The sequence below is a fragment of the Mycobacterium palustre genome, assembly GCF_002101785.1.
GTDB lineage: Bacteria > Actinomycetota > Actinomycetes > Mycobacteriales > Mycobacteriaceae > Mycobacterium > Mycobacterium palustre.
Genome location: NZ_LQPJ01000100.1, coordinates 1 through 16,555, shown reverse-complemented (window position 1 = coordinate 16,555; position 16,555 = coordinate 1). Strand labels below are relative to the sequence as shown.

General features: G+C 69.1%; 18 protein-coding genes. 8 read left to right on the top strand and 10 right to left on the bottom strand.

Annotated features, from left to right (window positions below; genetic code table 11):
* Positions 1-170 precede the first annotated feature (170 nt).
* Positions 171-944, top strand: coding sequence for a DUF1906 domain-containing protein (locus AWC19_RS12825; RefSeq protein ID WP_085078450.1), 774 nt, complete (start codon positions 171-173; stop codon positions 942-944).
* A 143-nt stretch (positions 945-1,087) separates the two neighbouring features.
* On the opposite strand, the gene katG is transcribed toward AWC19_RS12825, so the two are convergent.
* From katG to AWC19_RS12810, 3 genes are all read right to left on the bottom strand, one after another.
* The gene (gene katG, locus AWC19_RS12820) at positions 1,088-3,328 is read right to left on the bottom strand and encodes a catalase/peroxidase HPI (RefSeq protein WP_085078449.1); all 2,241 of its coding nucleotides are present in this window, start codon (positions 3,326-3,328) and stop codon (positions 1,088-1,090) included.
* A gap of 50 nt (positions 3,329-3,378) precedes the next feature.
* Entirely contained in the window at positions 3,379-3,783 is a 405-nt protein-coding gene (locus tag AWC19_RS12815) for a Fur family transcriptional regulator (protein ID WP_085078448.1), read from the bottom strand.
* Between the two features lie 153 nt (positions 3,784-3,936).
* Positions 3,937-5,160 (bottom strand): L,D-transpeptidase, encoded by a 1,224-nt coding sequence (locus AWC19_RS12810; protein WP_085078520.1) that lies wholly within the window; start codon positions 5,158-5,160, stop codon positions 3,937-3,939.
* 75 nt (positions 5,161-5,235) lie between these two features.
* Between AWC19_RS12810 and AWC19_RS12805 the strand changes: the two genes are divergently transcribed.
* Positions 5,236-6,039, top strand: a complete 804-nt coding sequence (locus AWC19_RS12805; protein WP_085078447.1) for a hypothetical protein — start codon at positions 5,236-5,238, stop codon at positions 6,037-6,039.
* A 71-nt stretch (positions 6,040-6,110) separates the two neighbouring features.
* Positions 6,111-7,622 (top strand): FAD-dependent oxidoreductase, encoded by a 1,512-nt coding sequence (locus tag AWC19_RS12800; protein WP_211284910.1) that lies wholly within the window; start codon positions 6,111-6,113, stop codon positions 7,620-7,622.
* A gap of 4 nt (positions 7,623-7,626) precedes the next feature.
* On the opposite strand, the gene AWC19_RS12795 is transcribed toward AWC19_RS12800, so the two are convergent.
* Together AWC19_RS12795 and AWC19_RS12790 are read right to left on the bottom strand one after the other, a co-directional pair.
* Positions 7,627-8,175 carry a cupin domain-containing protein gene (locus AWC19_RS12795; protein WP_245848933.1) on the bottom strand — a complete coding sequence of 183 codons (549 nt, stop codon included), beginning with the start codon at positions 8,173-8,175 and terminating at the stop codon, positions 7,627-7,629.
* A gap of 44 nt (positions 8,176-8,219) precedes the next feature.
* Positions 8,220-9,263: a class I SAM-dependent methyltransferase gene (locus AWC19_RS12790; protein WP_085078445.1), complete on the bottom strand. Its 1,044-nt coding sequence runs from the start codon at positions 9,261-9,263 to the stop codon at positions 8,220-8,222.
* A gap of 199 nt (positions 9,264-9,462) precedes the next feature.
* Between AWC19_RS12790 and AWC19_RS12785 the strand changes: the two genes are divergently transcribed.
* From AWC19_RS12785 to AWC19_RS12775, 3 genes are all read left to right on the top strand, one after another.
* Positions 9,463-10,788, top strand: a complete 1,326-nt coding sequence (locus AWC19_RS12785) for a PPE family protein, SVP subgroup (RefSeq protein ID WP_085078444.1) — start codon at positions 9,463-9,465, stop codon at positions 10,786-10,788.
* 179 nt (positions 10,789-10,967) lie between these two features.
* Positions 10,968-11,291: a DUF732 domain-containing protein gene (locus AWC19_RS12780; RefSeq protein WP_085078443.1), complete on the top strand. Its 324-nt coding sequence runs from the start codon at positions 10,968-10,970 to the stop codon at positions 11,289-11,291.
* Between the two features lie 119 nt (positions 11,292-11,410).
* Positions 11,411-12,214 (top strand): MOSC domain-containing protein, encoded by an 804-nt coding sequence (locus AWC19_RS12775; RefSeq protein WP_142281149.1) that lies wholly within the window; start codon positions 11,411-11,413, stop codon positions 12,212-12,214.
* Between the two features lie 4 nt (positions 12,215-12,218).
* Here the strand turns inward: AWC19_RS12775 and AWC19_RS12770 are convergent, their stop codons facing one another.
* The 4 genes from AWC19_RS12770 to AWC19_RS12755 are packed head-to-tail and all read right to left on the bottom strand — an operon-like array spanning position 12,219 to position 14,461.
* A complete protein-coding gene (locus tag AWC19_RS12770; RefSeq protein ID WP_372508578.1) occupies positions 12,219-12,482 on the bottom strand; it encodes a hypothetical protein in 264 nt (87 codons plus the stop codon).
* The gene (locus AWC19_RS12765) at positions 12,482-12,727 is read right to left on the bottom strand and encodes a DUF6480 family protein (RefSeq protein WP_085078442.1); all 246 of its coding nucleotides are present in this window, start codon (positions 12,725-12,727) and stop codon (positions 12,482-12,484) included. The genes AWC19_RS12770 and AWC19_RS12765 overlap by 1 nt, the downstream gene beginning before the upstream one ends.
* Positions 12,702-13,949 carry a zinc-dependent alcohol dehydrogenase gene (locus AWC19_RS12760; RefSeq protein WP_085078441.1) on the bottom strand — a complete coding sequence of 416 codons (1,248 nt, stop codon included), beginning with the start codon at positions 13,947-13,949 and terminating at the stop codon, positions 12,702-12,704. Before AWC19_RS12760 ends, AWC19_RS12765 begins: the two co-directional genes overlap by 26 nt.
* 17 nt (positions 13,950-13,966) lie before the next feature.
* Entirely contained in the window at positions 13,967-14,461 is a 495-nt protein-coding gene (locus AWC19_RS12755) for a hypothetical protein (protein WP_085078440.1), read from the bottom strand.
* A gap of 184 nt (positions 14,462-14,645) precedes the next feature.
* On the opposite strand from AWC19_RS12755, the gene AWC19_RS12750 reads away from it, so the two are divergent.
* Both AWC19_RS12750 and AWC19_RS12745 read left to right on the top strand, forming a co-directional pair.
* Positions 14,646-15,203 carry a CsbD family protein gene (locus AWC19_RS12750; protein WP_085078439.1) on the top strand — a complete coding sequence of 186 codons (558 nt, stop codon included), beginning with the start codon at positions 14,646-14,648 and terminating at the stop codon, positions 15,201-15,203.
* A 28-nt stretch (positions 15,204-15,231) separates the two neighbouring features.
* On the top strand, positions 15,232-15,912 hold the full coding sequence (locus tag AWC19_RS12745) for an IF2 family translation initiation factor (protein WP_085078438.1): 681 nt from the start codon (positions 15,232-15,234) through the stop codon (positions 15,910-15,912).
* On the opposite strand, the gene AWC19_RS12740 is transcribed toward AWC19_RS12745, so the two are convergent.
* Positions 15,909-16,463 (bottom strand): thioredoxin family protein, encoded by a 555-nt coding sequence (locus AWC19_RS12740; protein ID WP_085078437.1) that lies wholly within the window; start codon positions 16,461-16,463, stop codon positions 15,909-15,911. The two genes, AWC19_RS12745 and AWC19_RS12740, sit on opposite strands and share 4 nt — an antisense overlap.
* Positions 16,464-16,555: the final 92 nt, after the last annotated feature.

Here is a 16,555-nt window from a genome sequence, read left to right as displayed (position 1 = left end):
TTAGCCGTCCAGCAGTCGGGACGGACACCCGCCCCCCGATCCGTCACTCTCAACGGCGGCCCGCAACCCGCGACAGCAAACTGGACATGTGTCCAGACTATAGTTCGCCCACCTAATCGACGCAACGAGACCGGACCGCACCGCCGGCAGCGCTTTGCTACCATCGCGCGGTGCGCGATTCGGTTTCTCGCCGCGACGTCTTCAAATACGCCCTGGCCCCGGCGCTGCTCGGGCTGGGGGCGGCGGCCGCGCCGCTGGGAGAACGACGGGCCCGGGCCGCCGACGTGCGGCTGATCGACTTCGCCGAGAAGAGGATCGCGCCCAGCGAGATCAAGGCGGCGGGCTATGCGGGCGTGGTGAACTACGTGTCCGAGTCCCGACCGGGCGCCAACTTCGAGGCGAAGCCCATCACCCGCGAATACGCCGACGCGTTGCGCGCCGCCGGCCTGCAGATCGTGAGCAACTTCCAGTACGGCAAGCCCGGCTGGCCGGACCCGTCGGACTGCACCCGCGGCTACGACGGCGGGGTGGCGGACGCGCAGACGGCCCTGCGGCTGCACAACGCGGCCGGCGGCACGGCGTCGGCGCCGATCTTTTTCAGCATCGACGACAACATCGGCGCCGACGTCTGGAATTCGGTTGGCGTGCAATGGTTTCGCGGGATCAACTCGGTGCTCGGCGTGGCCCGCACCGGTGTCTACGGGGACGCTCAGGTATGCGGTTGGGCGATCCGCGACGGCGTCATCGGGAACTCGAGCACGCCGGGCCACCGGTGGGCATGGCAAACCACCGCGTGGTCGAACGGTGCCCGCGAACCCGCGGCGGTGCTGTACCAAGCCGTGGTCAACAGCCCGTCGAACCCCGGCCCCCTGCTGGGCGGGATCAACGTCGACGTCGACGACGTGCTGGCGCCCGACTTCGGCCAGTGGGACTTCGCGCGCTGATCTGGGGCGCGTGGGCGCCCCGCGCCCGCCGAGACATAAACGGTTGCGACCGTCCGCGGCGAGTCGTGTGCGTGAGTCACGTGTCGCGGGCCGGGCGGCGCCTCGCGGGCCGATGAGCCCGCGATATACCGCCCGACTTGCCGCTACTTCAGGTCGAACCGGTCGGCGTTCATGACCTTGACCCAGGCCGCGACGAAGTCCTCGACGAACTTGCCCTGGTTGTCGTCCTGGGCGTAGACCTCCGACAGCGCGCGCAGCACCGAGTTGGACCCGAACACCAGGTCGTTGGCGGTGGCCGTCCACTTCAGCTGGCCGGTGGAGCGGTCGAATCCCTCGTAGACGTTCTCGGCGTTCTCCGACGCCTTCCACTCCGTGCCCATGTCGAGCAGGTTGACGAAGAAGTCGTTGGTCAGCGCGCCGGGCCTGTCGGTGAACACGCCATGCTTGCTGCCGCCGTGGTTGGCGCCGAGGGCTCGCAGCCCGCCGAGCAGCACCGTCATCTCCGGACCGCTGACGCCCAGCAGGTAGGCGCGCTCCAGCAGCAGCTGCTCCAGCGGCGCCTTCTCATCGGCACGGATGTAGTTGCGGAACCCGTCGGCCCGCGGCTCGAGCACCGCGAACGACTCCACGTCGGTGTTCTCCTGCGAGGCGTCGGTGCGCCCGGGCGCGAAGTGCACGGTGATCTCGTAGCCGGCGTCCTTGGCCGCCTTCTCCACGGCCGCAGACCCGGCCAGCACGATCAGGTCGGCCAGCGAGATCTTCTTGCCACCGGACGCCGACGCGTTGAAGTCCTGCTGGATGCGTTCCAGCACGGGCAGCACCTTGTCCAGCTCGGAGGGCTCGTTGACCTCCCAGCTGCGCTGCGGCTCGAGCCGCAACCGCGCCCCGTTGGCGCCGCCGCGCTTGTCGGTGCGCCGGTAGCTCGACGCCGCCGCCCACGCCGTCTTCACCAGCTGGGGGACCGACAGCCCGGACTCGAGCACCTTGCTCTTCAGGGCCGCGACGTCGTTCTCGTCGACCAGCTCGTGGTCGACGTCGGGAACCGGGTCCTGCCACAGCTGCGGCTCGGCGACCCACGGCCCCAGGTAGCGGCTGAGTGGTCCCATGTCGCGGTGCAGCAGCTTGTACCAGGCCTTGGCGAACGCCTCCGCCAGCTCTTCGGGGTGATCCAGCCAGCGCCGGGTGATGTCGCGGTAGATCGGCGACTCCCGCAACGCGATGTCGGTGACCAGCATCGTCGGTTGCCGGCCCGGGCCGCCGAACGGGTCCGGGATGGTGCCCGCACCGGCGCCGTCCTTGGCGACGAACTGCCAGGCACCGCCGGGGCTCTTGGTGAGCTCCCACTCGTAGCCGTACAGGGTCTCCAGGAAGGAGTTGTCCCACTTGGTCGGGGTCGGCGTCCAGACCACCTCAAGGCCGCTGGTGATGGCGTCCTTGCCGACACCGGTGCCGTAGGAGCTCTTCCAGCCCAGCCCCTGCTGCTCGATCGGGGCGGCCTCCGGCTCCGGGCCGACCAGGTCGCCGGGGCCGGCGCCGTGGGTCTTGCCGAAGCTGTGCCCGCCGACGATGAGCGCGGCGGTTTCCTCGTCGTTCATCGCCATCCGGCCGAACGTCTCCCGGATGTCGATGGCCGCGGCGATCGGATCCGGCTTGCCCTCGGGCCCCTCCGGATTCACGTAGATCAGGCCCATGGTGGTCGCGCCGTAGGGCTGGGCGAGCTCACGCTCGCCGGAGTAGCGCTTGTCGGTGCCGAGCCAGGTGTCCTCTTCGCCCCACAGAATCTCTTCGGGTGCCCACACGTCCTCGCGGCCGAAGCCGAACCCGAAGGTCTTGAACCCCATCGACTCGAGGGCGCAGTTGCCGGCGAAGATGATCAGGTCCGCCCACGAGATCTTGTTGCCGTACTTCTTCTTGACCGGCCACAGCAGCCGGCGCGCCTTGTCCAGGCTCACGTTGTCCGGCCAGCTGTTGAGGGGGGCGAACCGCTGCAGGCCCTGCCCGCCGCCGCCGCGGCCGTCGAAGATGCGGTAGGTGCCCGCGGCGTGCCAGCTCATGCGGATGAACAGGCCGCCGTAGTGACCGTAGTCGGCGGGCCACCAGTCCTGCGAGGTGGTCATCACCTCGAACACGTCGCGCTTGAGCGCCTCGACGTCGAGCTTGGCGAACTCCTCGGCGTAGTCGAAATCTTGGCCGTACGGGCTCGCCTGCGAGTTGTTCGGGTGCAACGTCGAAATGTCGATCTGGTCCGGCCACCAGTCCCGGTTGGTAAGGGGCGCATGCGATTTCGGCTTGGGGGAGGGGATTGCCGGGTTTTCGCTCTCGCTGACGCTGGCGGTCTTGCTGGCGTCGTGGGGCGGGCGGCTTTCAGAGATATCGGATGACACGACGTTCCTTTCCGTGGTGGGTGATGCGGGCTGCGATCACGGACAGTGATCTACAAATCTGCGGTGGAGCAGTCGGGGCACAGGCCCCAGTAGATGACTTCGGCCTCGTCGAGGACGAAGCCATCCAGAACGTTGTTGTCGTCCGAAGGGGTCAGGCAGGGCGCCTCGCCGACCGCGCAGTCGACGTCGGCGATGACCCCACAGGAGCGGCACACGACGTGGTGGTGGTTGTCGCCGACCCGGGCCTCGTAGCGCGCGACCAGGCCCAACGGCTGAATCCGGCGAACCAGTCCCACGGCGGTCAGCGCGTTCAGCACGTCATACACGGCCTGGCGGGACACGTCGGGCAGATTCACTCGGACCGCCGAAAAGATCGTTTCGGTGTCCGCATGCGGGTGGTCGTGGACCGCCTCCAGAACGGCCATCCGGGGCCGGGTCACCCGCAGATCGGCCATCCGCAGACGTTCCGCGTACTCAGCCGTTGAGGCCACAATGCCAATATGCCACTTATCTGGACCGAGTCAAGACTCTCTTGGAAGACGGTGCACGAATAGGCGGTGAATCGGGCCCGCGGCGGCGCGAACAACGTTGCGCGATAGGCAAAGTGCTTACTGGGCGGGCTTCAAGGCGCTGCCCGTTCGCCACTGATCCCAGCTCAGCGTCCAGTCTCCGTTTTGCGCCAGCGTCAACGGCGGGCCGCCGCTGTTGCGGACCTCCACGACGTCGCCGGGCACCGAGAAGTCATAGAACCATTTGGCGTTGTCGGCGTTGAGGTTCAGGCATCCGTGCGAGGTGTCCCGGTGGCCCTGCGCCCACACCGTCGCGTCCAGCTCGTGCAGATAGATGCCGTCGGTGCTGATCTTGGTGGCCCAGTTGATGGTTTCCCGGTACCCGAGGCGCGAGTTCTTGGGCAACCCGAACGTCGAGGAATCCATCACGACCGGGTTGCCCTTGTCGAGGACGGTGTAGACGCCCGGGGGAGTCCACAACGAGATGGTGCGCCCGCCGACGTTTTCGGTCCCGCCCATCCCCATGGACGTGGGCATGGTGCGGACCAAGGCCCCGTTGTCGAAGACGCTGACCTGATGGGTGGCGTCGTCGGCGACGGACACGTGCGCGTCGCCGATCCGGAACGACACCTTGCTGTCTTCCTGCCCGAACAGGCCTCCGCCCAAAGAGATTCCGTAGATCTTCGCTTCGGCGGTCACCGCCGTGCCCGGCGCGTAATAGTGCTCGGGCCGCCAGTGCGCGTTCTGGTCGTCGACCCAGGACCACGACCCCGGCACCGACGGTTGGGTGGTCACCTTCAGCTGCCGCTCGGCGGCGGCCCGGTCGGTGATCTTCTCGTCGAAGTGGGCGACGACCACCGTTCCCACCCCGTAGGTCCCGCCGTCGCGCAGCGGGGCCTCGGACGTGGTCGTGAGCGACACCTTGGTCTGATTGGACGGCTGCAGCGTGGAAAACGACGAAACCTGGTTGCTGTCAACGCCGTTGGCGCCCCGACTGGCGATCGTCAGCGTATAGGTGCGCCCGTAGCCCAGGGGCACGGTCGGCTTCCAGACGGAATTGTCCGGCGTCATGACGCCGTCGACCGGCTTGCCGCTGTCGTTGACCATGCGGACGTCGACCAGCGTGCCGCTGTCGGCCTTGACCGACACCGGCGTCACCGGGTCGACGCCATGCGCGCCCGAGGCGGGGGTGACGCTTATCCGCGGCGGCTCAGGCGGTTTCGCAGCGACCCCGTGCCGCGAGCACGCGCCCACCACGCCGACGACGGCGACGACCAACACCGCCAGCAGGAACCGGCGAGGCCGACCGGCCTCGGACTTCATCACGCTGTCACATCCCATGGTGTGCTTCATGTAGCCCGGGGCGTTCCACCTGAAACGTGAGGCGAGAATGGCGTCATGGCCGACGACGCACTCGACAGTCTGTACTGGGTCGCGCCGGAGGCGTTCACCGCGCGGCGCACCGAGCTGGTCGCCGCGGCCAAGAAACGCGGCGACACCGCGGCCGCCGGCCGGATCTCCGCGGCGCGCAAACCCACGACGGCGGCCTGGATCGTCAACCGGCTGGCGCTCTCGGACAAGAACGTCAAACGCCGCCTGGCCGACCTGGGCGACCGCCTGCGCGCCGCGCACGCCGAGATGGACGGCGAACGCATCCGGGAGCTGTCCGCCGAGCAACACCGGCTCATCGGCGAGCTCGCCCGGGCGGCATTCGACGCGGCCGAGTCGGCGCGGCCGTCGGCGGCCGTCCGCGACGACGTGACCAGCACGTTGCAGGCCGCGGTGGCCGACCCCGACGTCACCGCGCGGCTCGGCCGACTGGCCAAGCCCGAGCGATGGTCGGGGTTCGGCGGGTTCGGTGACGCGGCGCCGGCGTCCGAGCCGTCGCGGCCGGCGCCCGAAAAGCCCGAAGAGCCCGAAAAGCGGGCCCCGCGCCAGACGGCCGCGCAGCGCCGGCCCGAAAAGCTCAACGCGGCCGTGGCCGCCGCCGAGCGACGGAAGGCCGAGGCCGACGCCGACCAGGAGCGGCGGCGGGCAGAACGCGATGCGGCCCGGCAGCGCTGCGACGAGGCGCTCGCCGTGCTGCGCCAAGCCGAGCGCGAGTTCAACATCGCCGACGACAAATACGAGCAGGCAAAGCGCGCCAGCCGCGCCGCCGCCGATTCGGTGAACGAGGCGAAAGCCCAGCTCAGGCGGGCGTAGACGGGATCCGAGGCCCCCGCCGTCGGCTGACGGTCCGTTTCCCCGCGGGCCGCGAGGGTACTAGCACAGCCGTGACTTCTTTATGGTTGGCCGATCGGGCCGAACAGCCTTGGACTGCAAGCCAGCTTGATCAGGGTCCCCGCTCCGCCGACGTCATCGTCGTGGGCGCCGGGATCACCGGGCTGATGACCGCCGTCCTGTTGACCCGCGCGGGCAAGGACGTGCTGGTGCTGGAGGCGCGCACGGTGGGGGCCGGCGCCACCGGAAACACCACCGCCAAAATCAGCCTGCTGCAAGGGTCCCACCTGTCAAAGGTGCTGCCCAGGCACGGCAAGGACCTGGCTCGCGCGTACGTCGACGGCAACCGCGAAGGCCAGGACTGGGTGATCAACCACTGCCGGTCGCACGGAATCGCGGTGCAGCGCGAGGACGCCTACACCTATGCCCAGTCCGCCAAGGGGGTGCCGTCGGCCCGCGCCGAGCTCAAGGCGTGTCAGGCGGTGGGCCTGCCCGCCGTGTGGGACGACGACGCCGACGTGCCGTTCCCGTACCACGGCGGGGTGCGGCTGCCCGAGCAGGCGCAGTTCGACCCGATGCCGTTCCTCGACTCGTTGGCCAAGGAGCTGCTCGACCGCGGCGGACGCCTGGTCGAACACACCCGCGTGCGGCGGGTGTCGGCCCGCGGCAAGGGGGTGCGCGTGCACGTCAACGACGCCGCACAGCGGGACGTCGAGCTCGATGCGGGGCAGCTGGTGCTCGCCACCGGCATCCCGATCCTGGATCGCGGCGGCTATTTCGCGCGGGTGAAGCCGAGCCGGTCCTATTGCCTGGCGTTCAAGGTTCCGGGCAACATCACCCGGCCGATGATGATTTCCACCGACTCGCCGACCCGCTCGGTGCGCTACGCACCCGTCGCCGACGGGGAGCGGCTCATCGTGGGCGGGGCCGGCCATACCGTCGGCCGCAAGAAGAGCCCGTCGAAGTCGCTCGAGGAACTGGCGTCGTGGGCGCGCCAGCACTACCCGGGCGCCGAGCAGACCCACTTCTGGTCGGCCCAGGACTACACGCCGATCGATCAGTTGCCCTACGTCGGGCCCATCCTGCCCAACAGCGAAACCATCTTTGTCGCAACGGGTTTCAACAAGTGGGGGATGACCAACGGGCCCGCCGCCGCGTTGGCGCTTTCCAGCCGGATCCTGGGCGGGCGGATGGACTGGGCCCGTGCGTTCGCCAGCTGGAGCCCGCACGAGCTGACTGGGCTGTTCACCGCCATGCAGTTCAACGCCGAGGTGGGATTCGACCTGGCGAAGGGTTGGATCACCCCGGTAACGCGCACCGGCCGCCGCCACCCGGTCGACGGGGAGGGCGGCGTGGTGAGCGGGCCGCCCTGGCACCTGGAAGCCCGGTGCCGAGTCGACGGCGCCGAGCACCGAGTTTCGCCGGTGTGCCCGCACCTGGGCGGGATCGTGAACTGGAACGACGCCGACAAGGCGTGGGAATGCCCGCTGCACGGGTCGCGGTTCGCGCCCGACGGCACGCTGCTGGAGGGTCCGGCCACTCGCGACCTGACGGCGTCGTACTGAGGGGTCAGACCTGGCGCCATGACGGCTGACCAGGGTCGACCAGCTTCTGGTCGACGGGACCCACCCCGAATACGGCGATCACCGCAGGGTCGGGCTGGTTTGCCGGGACACCATCGTAGTGGGGGGTGCGAGCGGCGCGCTTGACGTAGCCGCCGGGGCCGACCGGAACCGCATCCTGCGGGCGAAAGTCGTTGCCGCTGTTGACAAACCAGGTGCCGAAAACCACCACCTGAATCCGGTCGGTCGCATAGGTATGGGGCGCGCTGAACCACCCGGGGTTCCATTTCATCATGACCAGGTAGGGCCCGGGCTTGTCGAAGTCCCCGTATAGCTTCGCCATTTCGCCGCTGTGGGGCGGGAGGTTGCCCCACGGCTGGAAGCCGATCTGCTCGTATGGCTGGACGAAAGTTTCGGCTGGATCCGGACCCGTTTCAGGTGGCGGCGCAAGCTTGATGTCGCCGATCTCGCCGGTCTTGTCGCCGGCGCCCAGCGCCGCCAGCAGCAGTGGAGCCGCCAGCAACAGCGAGCGCCGGCTCGATTCCACCGCACCCATCGCGCACCTCCCGATACACCGCCCACTCAACGATATTCGAAAGTTCAGCCCGACTTCCGGTAGACCAGCCAGCGCAACTCGATCGGCGACTCCTCCCGCGCGACATCGAATACGTCGAGGCCGCTGGCCCAATTCTCGAACCAGCCGGTGGGCGGCCAGGCGCCTTCGGGCAGGTGCGCCTTCTCGTACTCGTAGGCCGAGTCGTCGGCCACCAGCTCGAGGGGCAGCCCCGCCGCCGCCGCGGTCACCTCGGCGCGAGTGAAGATCATGGTGTTGCACTGCTGACCCAGTTCGCGCGCAGTGCTGTCGGGGGTATAGCCGGGGCGCGCCAGGAAGGTGTTGAACACCAGATGGCCGCCGGGGGCCAGGCAGTCCACGGCGAGTTCGAACACGCCCCGTAACTCGTGAGTCGTCCGGAAGTCGGGCACCACCTCGGACAGGATCATCAGCTGGTATTCGTCGCGGACGCCTTCCATGGCGGTGAACACGTCGCTCTGGATGACGCGCATCGCGAGCGATTCGTTCTCGACCTCCGAGCGCATCACGTCGGCGAAGTTCGGCGCGATTTCCACCGCGTCCACCGGGTGGCCGAGCCGGGCCAGCGCCAGCGCGTTGCGCCCGGTTCCCGCGCCGATGTCCAGCACCCGATAGGCGCCCCGGTCGCCCGCTTGCCCGGCGAGCGCCATCACCCGCGCGTCCGGTTCGGTGCCGAACAGCGGCGGGGGCCTGGTGGCGACCCAGTGATCGTAGTCGGCCTCGACGGTCCGCCACTCGGCCTTGACCCGGTAGTTCATCCCCGTTCCGAACGGAACCTGGAACGAGATGACGACGTCGGAACGCTGGGAGGCCTTGAAGGCCTTCGCCAGCTCGGCCTCCAGCACCGTCCTGAGCTTGACGGACTCTTCGGGCGTGTACCAAACGCCCAGGCTGGCGCAGAGGTTGCCGCACAGCTGCACGTACTCGTCGAGCAGGCCCGGCACCGCGGGCACCGTGATCTGGCCCTCGGCCATCGTTCGGCGGTACAGCCGCCTGACCATCGCTTCGCGCAGCGCCGAGGAATCGAACGATATGGGGGGCGGCTCGTCCACCAGACCCTTCTACCGCACCGCGTGCCGGGTCGCACCGCGGGAGTCTCCGACGCCCCGTCGGCGCGGTGCTGGTCAATTTGGGGCGCGGGGGATGTAGTACTAGAGGAACGCGATTGTTTGCTGGTCCCGCGCCGCCCAGTACGCCGTCACGGAAGCCGTCAGCGCCCTGGCGGCCATCGGAGCCGATCGGAGAAATGACATGGATTACGCGCTATTGCCCCCGGAGATCAATTCGGCGCGGATGTATGCCGGCCCAGGCTCGGGACCGATGCTGGCCGCCGGGGCGGCCTGGGAGGGACTGGCCGCCTCGCTGCATTGGGCCGCGAGCGCGTATCAGTCGGAGGTCACGGTGCTCACCGCCGGGCCGTGGATGGGCCCGTCGGCGGTGGCCATGGCCGCCGCGGTCGCCCCCTATGTGTCCTGGACCAGAACGTCCGCCGCGCGGGCCGAGGAGGCGGCCAACCAGGCCAAGGCCGCGGCCGCCGCCTACGAGACCGCCTTCGCTGAAACGGTGCCGCCGCCGGTAATCGCCGCCAACCGGGCCCAGCTGATGGCCTTGGTCGCGACCAACATCTTCGGCCAGAACACCGCGGCGATCGCCGCCACCGAGGCGCAGTACGCCGAGATGTGGGCCCAAGACGCCGCCGCCATGTACGGCTACGCCGCCGCGTCGGCGCTCGCGACGGTTCTGACGCCGTTCTCACCACCGCCACGGACCACCAGCGAAAGCGGGCCTGCCACCCAAGCCGCCGTCGTCGGGCAAGCCACCGCCACCTCCGCGGGAAATGTTCAGAGCACGTTGTCGAGCGCCCCGCAGGCGGTGCCTGCCGCCTTGACCAGCCTCGCGGCGACCCCGGCCCAAGCCACGCCGCTCGACCTGCTCGACGTGATCAACCTCCTAGGCAGCCTGAGCGGCATTTTCGTCGACCCAGAGCTTGGTGCGGGGGGACTCGCCGTCGACGCGACCGCTCTTCCCTACGACGTCGTCGGCGCGCTGACCGGTTTCCACACCGACGACATCGTCAGTGGCTGGGCGGGAATTCAAAGCTGGCCCGGCACGGCGCCCGTGCCGCCAACGCCGTTCCCGGTGATCACCAACTTGGCCGGCGGATCGGCGATGTCGGCGGGCCTTGGCGAAGCGAAAACAATTGGGGCACTGTCGGTTCCGCCCACATGGACCTACGAGACGACGATGATACGCCCCCTTGCGGTGGCGTTGCCCGCCGCGACCACCGCCGCCGCGGAAGCCTCGGCCGGCAGCGCCGGAAGCCTGTTCAGCCAGATGGCCCTGGCGAGTTTGGCCGGGCGAGCCATGGCCGGCACCGGCCCGGGCCCCGGTGCGCCGGGTCGCCGCGAGCGCATCGGGGCGCCGACGCGGGAGGCGGCGGCGCCGCCGCAGATTCCGGAGGGCGGCCCGGTGACGAGCATCGCCGCCGAGTTGCGCGAGCTGGCCTCTTTGCGCGACTCCGGAATACTCACCGAAGAGGAATTCACCGAGCAGAAAAAGCGCCTGCTGGCTCACTGACACCGTGGCAAATAATTTATTAGGGCAACAGTTGCCAATTGACGCAATAAACCCTTTTTAGCACCCGCGCATTCGAGGGCTCCGGAGGGCGCCGATTTGCACCGGTCTTATTAATTGCGCCTCCGAACGCCCATATACTGGCGGAGCCCTACGACGCCTACGGATAAGGAAGGCATGAAATGTTTGCACCTCGCCGGCTAGCCAAACTTGCGATCCCCGTGATGCTTGGCGCCGCCCTCACCAGCGGCGCCGCAATTGCGACGGCCGACAGCACCGACGACACCTACCTGGCAAAACTGAAAAATTTGGGATTCGCCTGGAACTCCGGGGCCGAGTCCGACATGGTCTCGATCGGGCACCAAATCTGCGCCGACCGCATGGCCGGCAAGACGCCGGATGGGATCGCCTCGGACATCCACTCGACCCTGAGCTCAAAAGGCTACTCGTTCGCCGACGTCACCGGCATGGTGAGCGCCGCCGAATCCGTGTATTGCCCGGATTAGTCGTTGTCCGGCCCGTCGCCGGACGCGTGAGGGCGGTACCGTTTCTCTGACGACAGTGCCGCTGGTGGGGATGCGTGGTGGAGGAGCCGACGAGCTTGGCCGGTCCGGCTGAAGCCGAGATGAGGGTGGAGAGCCTGCGCCGCTACCCGGTGAAGTCGATGCTCGGCGAGACCGTGGACCGCATGTTCGTCGACGAGCACGGCGCCGAGGGGGACCGGCGCCTGGCGCTCGTCGACACCGAGACCGGGTATGTCGCCAGCGCCAAGCAGGCGCGGCTGTGGCGGGGGCTGCTCAAGTGCACCGCCAACGCCGGCACCGGCGGGGTGAGCATCGGGCTGCCCGACGGAACGCGGCTGGAGGCCGACGATCCCGACGTCGACGAACAGCTCTCGCACCTGGTGGGGCGGCGGGTTCGGCTGATCAGCAAGCGGCCCGACGGTGCCACGGTGGAGCGCCCCGACCCGGAAAAGCTGCTGGAGCTCGGGCTGGACGCCGAGGTCGGTGGGCGCATCCTGCAGATCGCCCAGGCGACCCCTGGCGACTCGTTCACCGACGACGCCCCGTTGCATGCGATCACCACCGCAACGCTCGAGCACATCGGCGTCGAAGCGCTGCGCTACCGGCCCAACGTGGTGGTCGCGACGCCGCCGGGCTATCCGCCCTACACCGAAAACCATTGGCTCGGCAAGGGTTTCACCATCGGCACTGTGCGGCTCCGCGGCCTGCCCGCCACTTCGCGGTGCGTGGTGCCCACCCTCGAACACGGCCCGCTGCCACGGTCCCCGCAGGCCCTGCGCACGCCAGCGCTCGAAAACCGTTGGAACGCAACCGGTTCCGGCGCACAGCCGTGCGCTGGGGCTTACCTCGAGGTGGTGGCGGCCGGCGTCATCCGCGTGGGGGACCCCGTCACAATCGCGCCGTAGCGGGTCAGGCGCCCAAATTGCGCACGGCCGTGTCGAGCTGCTCGGCCTGCTCGGCCAGCTGAGGATCCGACAGCTCGCGGCCGCCCGCCCGCCGCACCACGTCGTCGCGCCTCGCGATCTGCAGGGCGCCGCGGTAGTCGGCCGACTCCAGCTGCGCCGGCGTGACGACCTCGATGCGGCCCTCGATGGCAACCAGCGCGGCGTCCGCTTCCCGGGCGTCCAGCAGCCGCCGAACGTCCTCGGCACCGACCGTCAATCGGTTCGACATCAGCTCCCTCCAACCATTTTCAGAATCAGCAGCACCGCCACCGCGACGAACACCACAGCGAAGACGCACACGGTGGCGACGGTGAGAACGGAACTTGGAGTGAACCGCCGGGTGTTGGGGGGATGCGGCTGGGCCACACCCGAGGTCTGCGGCGCGGCCGGCGGGGTAGTGCCCGGGGCGACGCCGCCGCCCGGCTCGAGGCCGGGCGTCTGCACGGGGTCAGGATCGGGAGGTTGCGCGGTCATCGCTGACACTGGTCCTTTCGGGGCTCTGCCGCTTCGGGGCGGGGGCTTTGACGCCCGGGCGCATCGCCACCCGGATGCACCCGTCTTGTTTGTTCTTGAACAGGTCGTAGGCGCGCACGCCGTCCTCGAGCGGCAAATCATGGGTGATGAGCTTGGCCGGGTTGAGGTCGCCCTGCTCGATGTAATCGAACAGCCGGGTCACGGAGCGCTGGCCGTGCTGCTGGGCCGTTTTGAGGGTCAGGCCCTTGTTGGTGAGCACGCCCGTCGGGAACTTGTCGGTAACGCCGTAGACCCCTAGCACCGACACCACCCCGCCCTTGCGGCACGCCAAGATGGCCTGCCGCAGCGCGGTGGCGCGGTCGGTTTCCATCCGCAGCAGCTGCTTGGCCCGGTCGTAGAGCTGCTGCACTCCGGTGCCGTGGCCCTCCATGCCGACGGCGTCGATGCACGCGTCCGGGCCGCGGCCGCCGGTCATCTCACGCAGCGCCTCGTACACGCTGTCGACCGCCGAGTAGTCGACCGTCTCCAGCCCGAAATCGTTGCGGGCCAAGGCCAATCGCTCGGGGATGCGGTCGACGACGATGGCCCGCTCGGCGCCCAGCAGCAGGGCGCTGCGGGCGGCCATCAGGCCCACGCCGCCGGCGCCCCAGACCGCGACCGTGTCGCCGCCGGCGATGTCGCAGAAGTCGGCGCCCATGAAGCCCGTGGGCGCCGCGTCGGACAAGAACAGCGCCTGCTCGTCGGCGATATCACCGGGAACGGCAAAGCAATTCGCGTCGGCGAAGGGGACCCGGACGTATTGCGCGTGCGAACCCGCGTAGCCGCCGAACGGATGCGTGTAGCCGTAGATTCCGCCCGACGGGTAGCCCAGCAGCGGCTGCTGCAGCTCGGCGTTGGGGTTGGTGGTGTCGCAGCACGAATACAGTTCGTGCTCGCAATACCAGCAGTGGTTGCACGCGATGAACGACGGCACCACCACCCGGTCGCCCACCTTGGTGTCGCGCACCTCGCGACCCGTCTCGGCCACGACGCCCATGAATTCGTGACCGAAGACGTCGCCTTCGCGCATGCCCGGCAGGTAGCCGTCGATGAAGTGCAGGTCCGAGCCGCAGGTGGTGGTCAGCCGGACCTCGACGATCGCGTCGTGGGGATTCAGGATCTTCGGGTCGTCGACCGTCTCCACCGACAAGTCGTTGACGCCGTTCCAGCACAGTGCGCGCATGGCGTGCCGCCTCTCGCTTACCGCGCGGACTTCCGCGCGCTGGGGTTGGACTGGATGGTCGGCACCTCGCCGGTCTGCATGAGCGCCCGCAGCCGGTACAGCACCTTGAACGCCGCGGCCCCCGACAACAGCCCGGGCGCCGGCGTGTTGACCCGCAAGGTGACCTCGGTGCCCAGGTCGCGCGGGGCGGGCCGGTAGCTGACCGCGATGTGGTTGCCGTCGTCGGCGCCGACGAACCGAAGCCCCTCGGGCTCCGGGATCAGCGTGGACTCCCAGACGACTTCCGGCTGGTTGCGCAGCCGCCAGCGGTAGCGGTCCTGCCCGGCCGCGTTGACTTCGGCGATGTCACCGAGCACCACCGACATCTGGTTGGGGTCCCGCCAGAACTGCTCGATCCGTTCGAGCGGGCATTTGATGGTGACGGTCTGCGCCGCCGCCCGGCGGGGCTGGGCGGCGACGACCTTTTTCACCACACCCAGCACTTGGTCCTTGGCCGAATCCAGGTAACTCACGCCGGCTCCCTCCGTTGCGACGTGGCGGTACCCGGCCGCGCGGTGCCCAAACGCGCGGGCGGCATCCGCGCCGGGCAGTGACCCGGGCCACACGAAGGTTTGAGGGTCCCAGCCTGTGGAACCACTTCCTAATCAACACCCGAATCGATTCGCGCGTTGCTGGCCAACGCCCGAAGGAGACCGTATGAGTGAGCACGACAAGGCCGACGAAGCCCGCAAGGGCCTCATCGACTCGGTGAAGGGCAAGGCGAAAGAGGTTATCGGCGCTGTTTTCGGCAATGATTCGCTGACCGCCGAGGGCCAGCTCGAACAGACCCAGGCGCACCAACGCAAGGAGGCCAACAGCGCCGAGGCCGTTGCCGAGGCGGAGGCCGAAGAGGCGCGCGCCAACGCGGCCGAGGCCAAAGTCGAAGGCGCCCAACAGCGTCTCGCGGCCAGCGCCCAGGCCGCGGCGGCCGAAGATTCGATCGAAGCCCAGCGGACCGCGCAGAAGCGGGCGGCCGAGCAGGCGGCTCAGCAAAGCGCGATCCGGGAGACCGTCCGGGCCGAGGCGAACGCCCAGCGCGAGGTGCAGCAGGCGAAAGCCGCGGAGCGTGAGGAAAAGCGGGACGCGACAGCAGAAGTCGTCGACGCCGCCGCCGAGCATCAGAGCTCGGTGCAGGCGGCCGCGAACGAAAAGCTGGAGGCCCAGCGCCTGCGCCGCCAGGCCGACGAGGCCGCCAACGAAGCCGACCTGCCCTGACCACGGGGCCGAACACAGGAGCAGTTTGATGAAAATTTCCGAAGTCCGGGTCGCACTCTTGCGATTTCATTACCAGCTCGCCCGCTTTCCGCTGCAGGTGATCGAGGAGCGGGTGGTCACCCGCATCGATAGCGAAGCGCCGGCGCGGCTCTTTTACGAGCGCTCGCTGGGCATGCTCGACACCACGGTCGGCAATGCCCTCGGCGACCCCAGGCTCGTCGAGCGCGGGACGGCGCTGGTCGAGCGCAGCGACGCGCTCGGCCGCGCCGCGAAGCTGGACGCCAAGGCGGAGACCCGGCGCGAGCAGGCCGACAGCAGGCTCAAGCGCGCCCGCGACCAGGCCGTCGAGGACCGGCAAGAGGCCGAGGCCGCGACCGAGCAGGAGATCAAGGAGGCCCGCGCCACCGCCGAGCAGCGCAAGCGGGAAGCGACCCAGTCCGCGCAGAAGCGCAGCGCCTCGGCCAAGCAGCAGGCCGACAAGGTGGCCGCCGAGCGCAAGAACGCCGTCGAATCGACCAAACGCCAGGTCGACGCGACGACGCGGTCCGTCGAAAAGGCCGCGGCCAAGGCCGCCGATGCCAAGGTTGGCGACGCCGAGGAGAAGCTGGTCGAGGCGGCGGCCAAGCGCGCCGAGGCGGACCGCGTGGCCCAACTGGCCACCGCCGAGAAGCACAAGCGCCAGGCCGACCGGTCGAACGGGTCTAGCTAGGCCTCACGCCACTTGATGCCGCACCCGATCGACGGCCGCTGGTTTGAGTCGACGGGCCGCCCGGCGAGCACCGCGTCGACGGCCGCGCGAACGTCGGCGGCGGTCACCGGCAGCTCGTTGCCGGGCCGGGAGTCGTCGAGCTGGCCGCGATAGACGAGCCGACGCTCGCCGTCGAAGACGAACGTGTCGGGGGTGCAGGCGGCGGAGAAGGCCCGGGCGACGTCCTGGGTCTCGTCGTAGAGGTAGGGAAACGTCCAGCCGTGCCGGCGGGCCTCGGCGACCATCTCGTCGGGCCCGTCCTGCGGGTAGGTGACGACGTCGTTGCTGGAGATGCCGACCATCGCGACGCCCTTGTCGGCAAGGTCGCGGCCCAACTCGGCGAGCCCGGCCGCGACGTGCTTGACGTACGGGCAGTGGTTGCAGATGAACGTGACGACGAGGGCGGGGCCGGACAGGTCGTCGAGGCTGACCGTGACGCCGGTGGCCGGGTCGGGCAGCGAGAACGGCGGCGCGGGGGTGCCGAGGGCAAGCATGGTGGATTCGATGGCCATGGCAGCGAGGCTAGATGTACTCGGCCAGGACGTTGGTAGCAGGCGTGTCGGCTTGATGTGAGGAGAACCCCCGGGTGGGGTGTGGCGTGTCG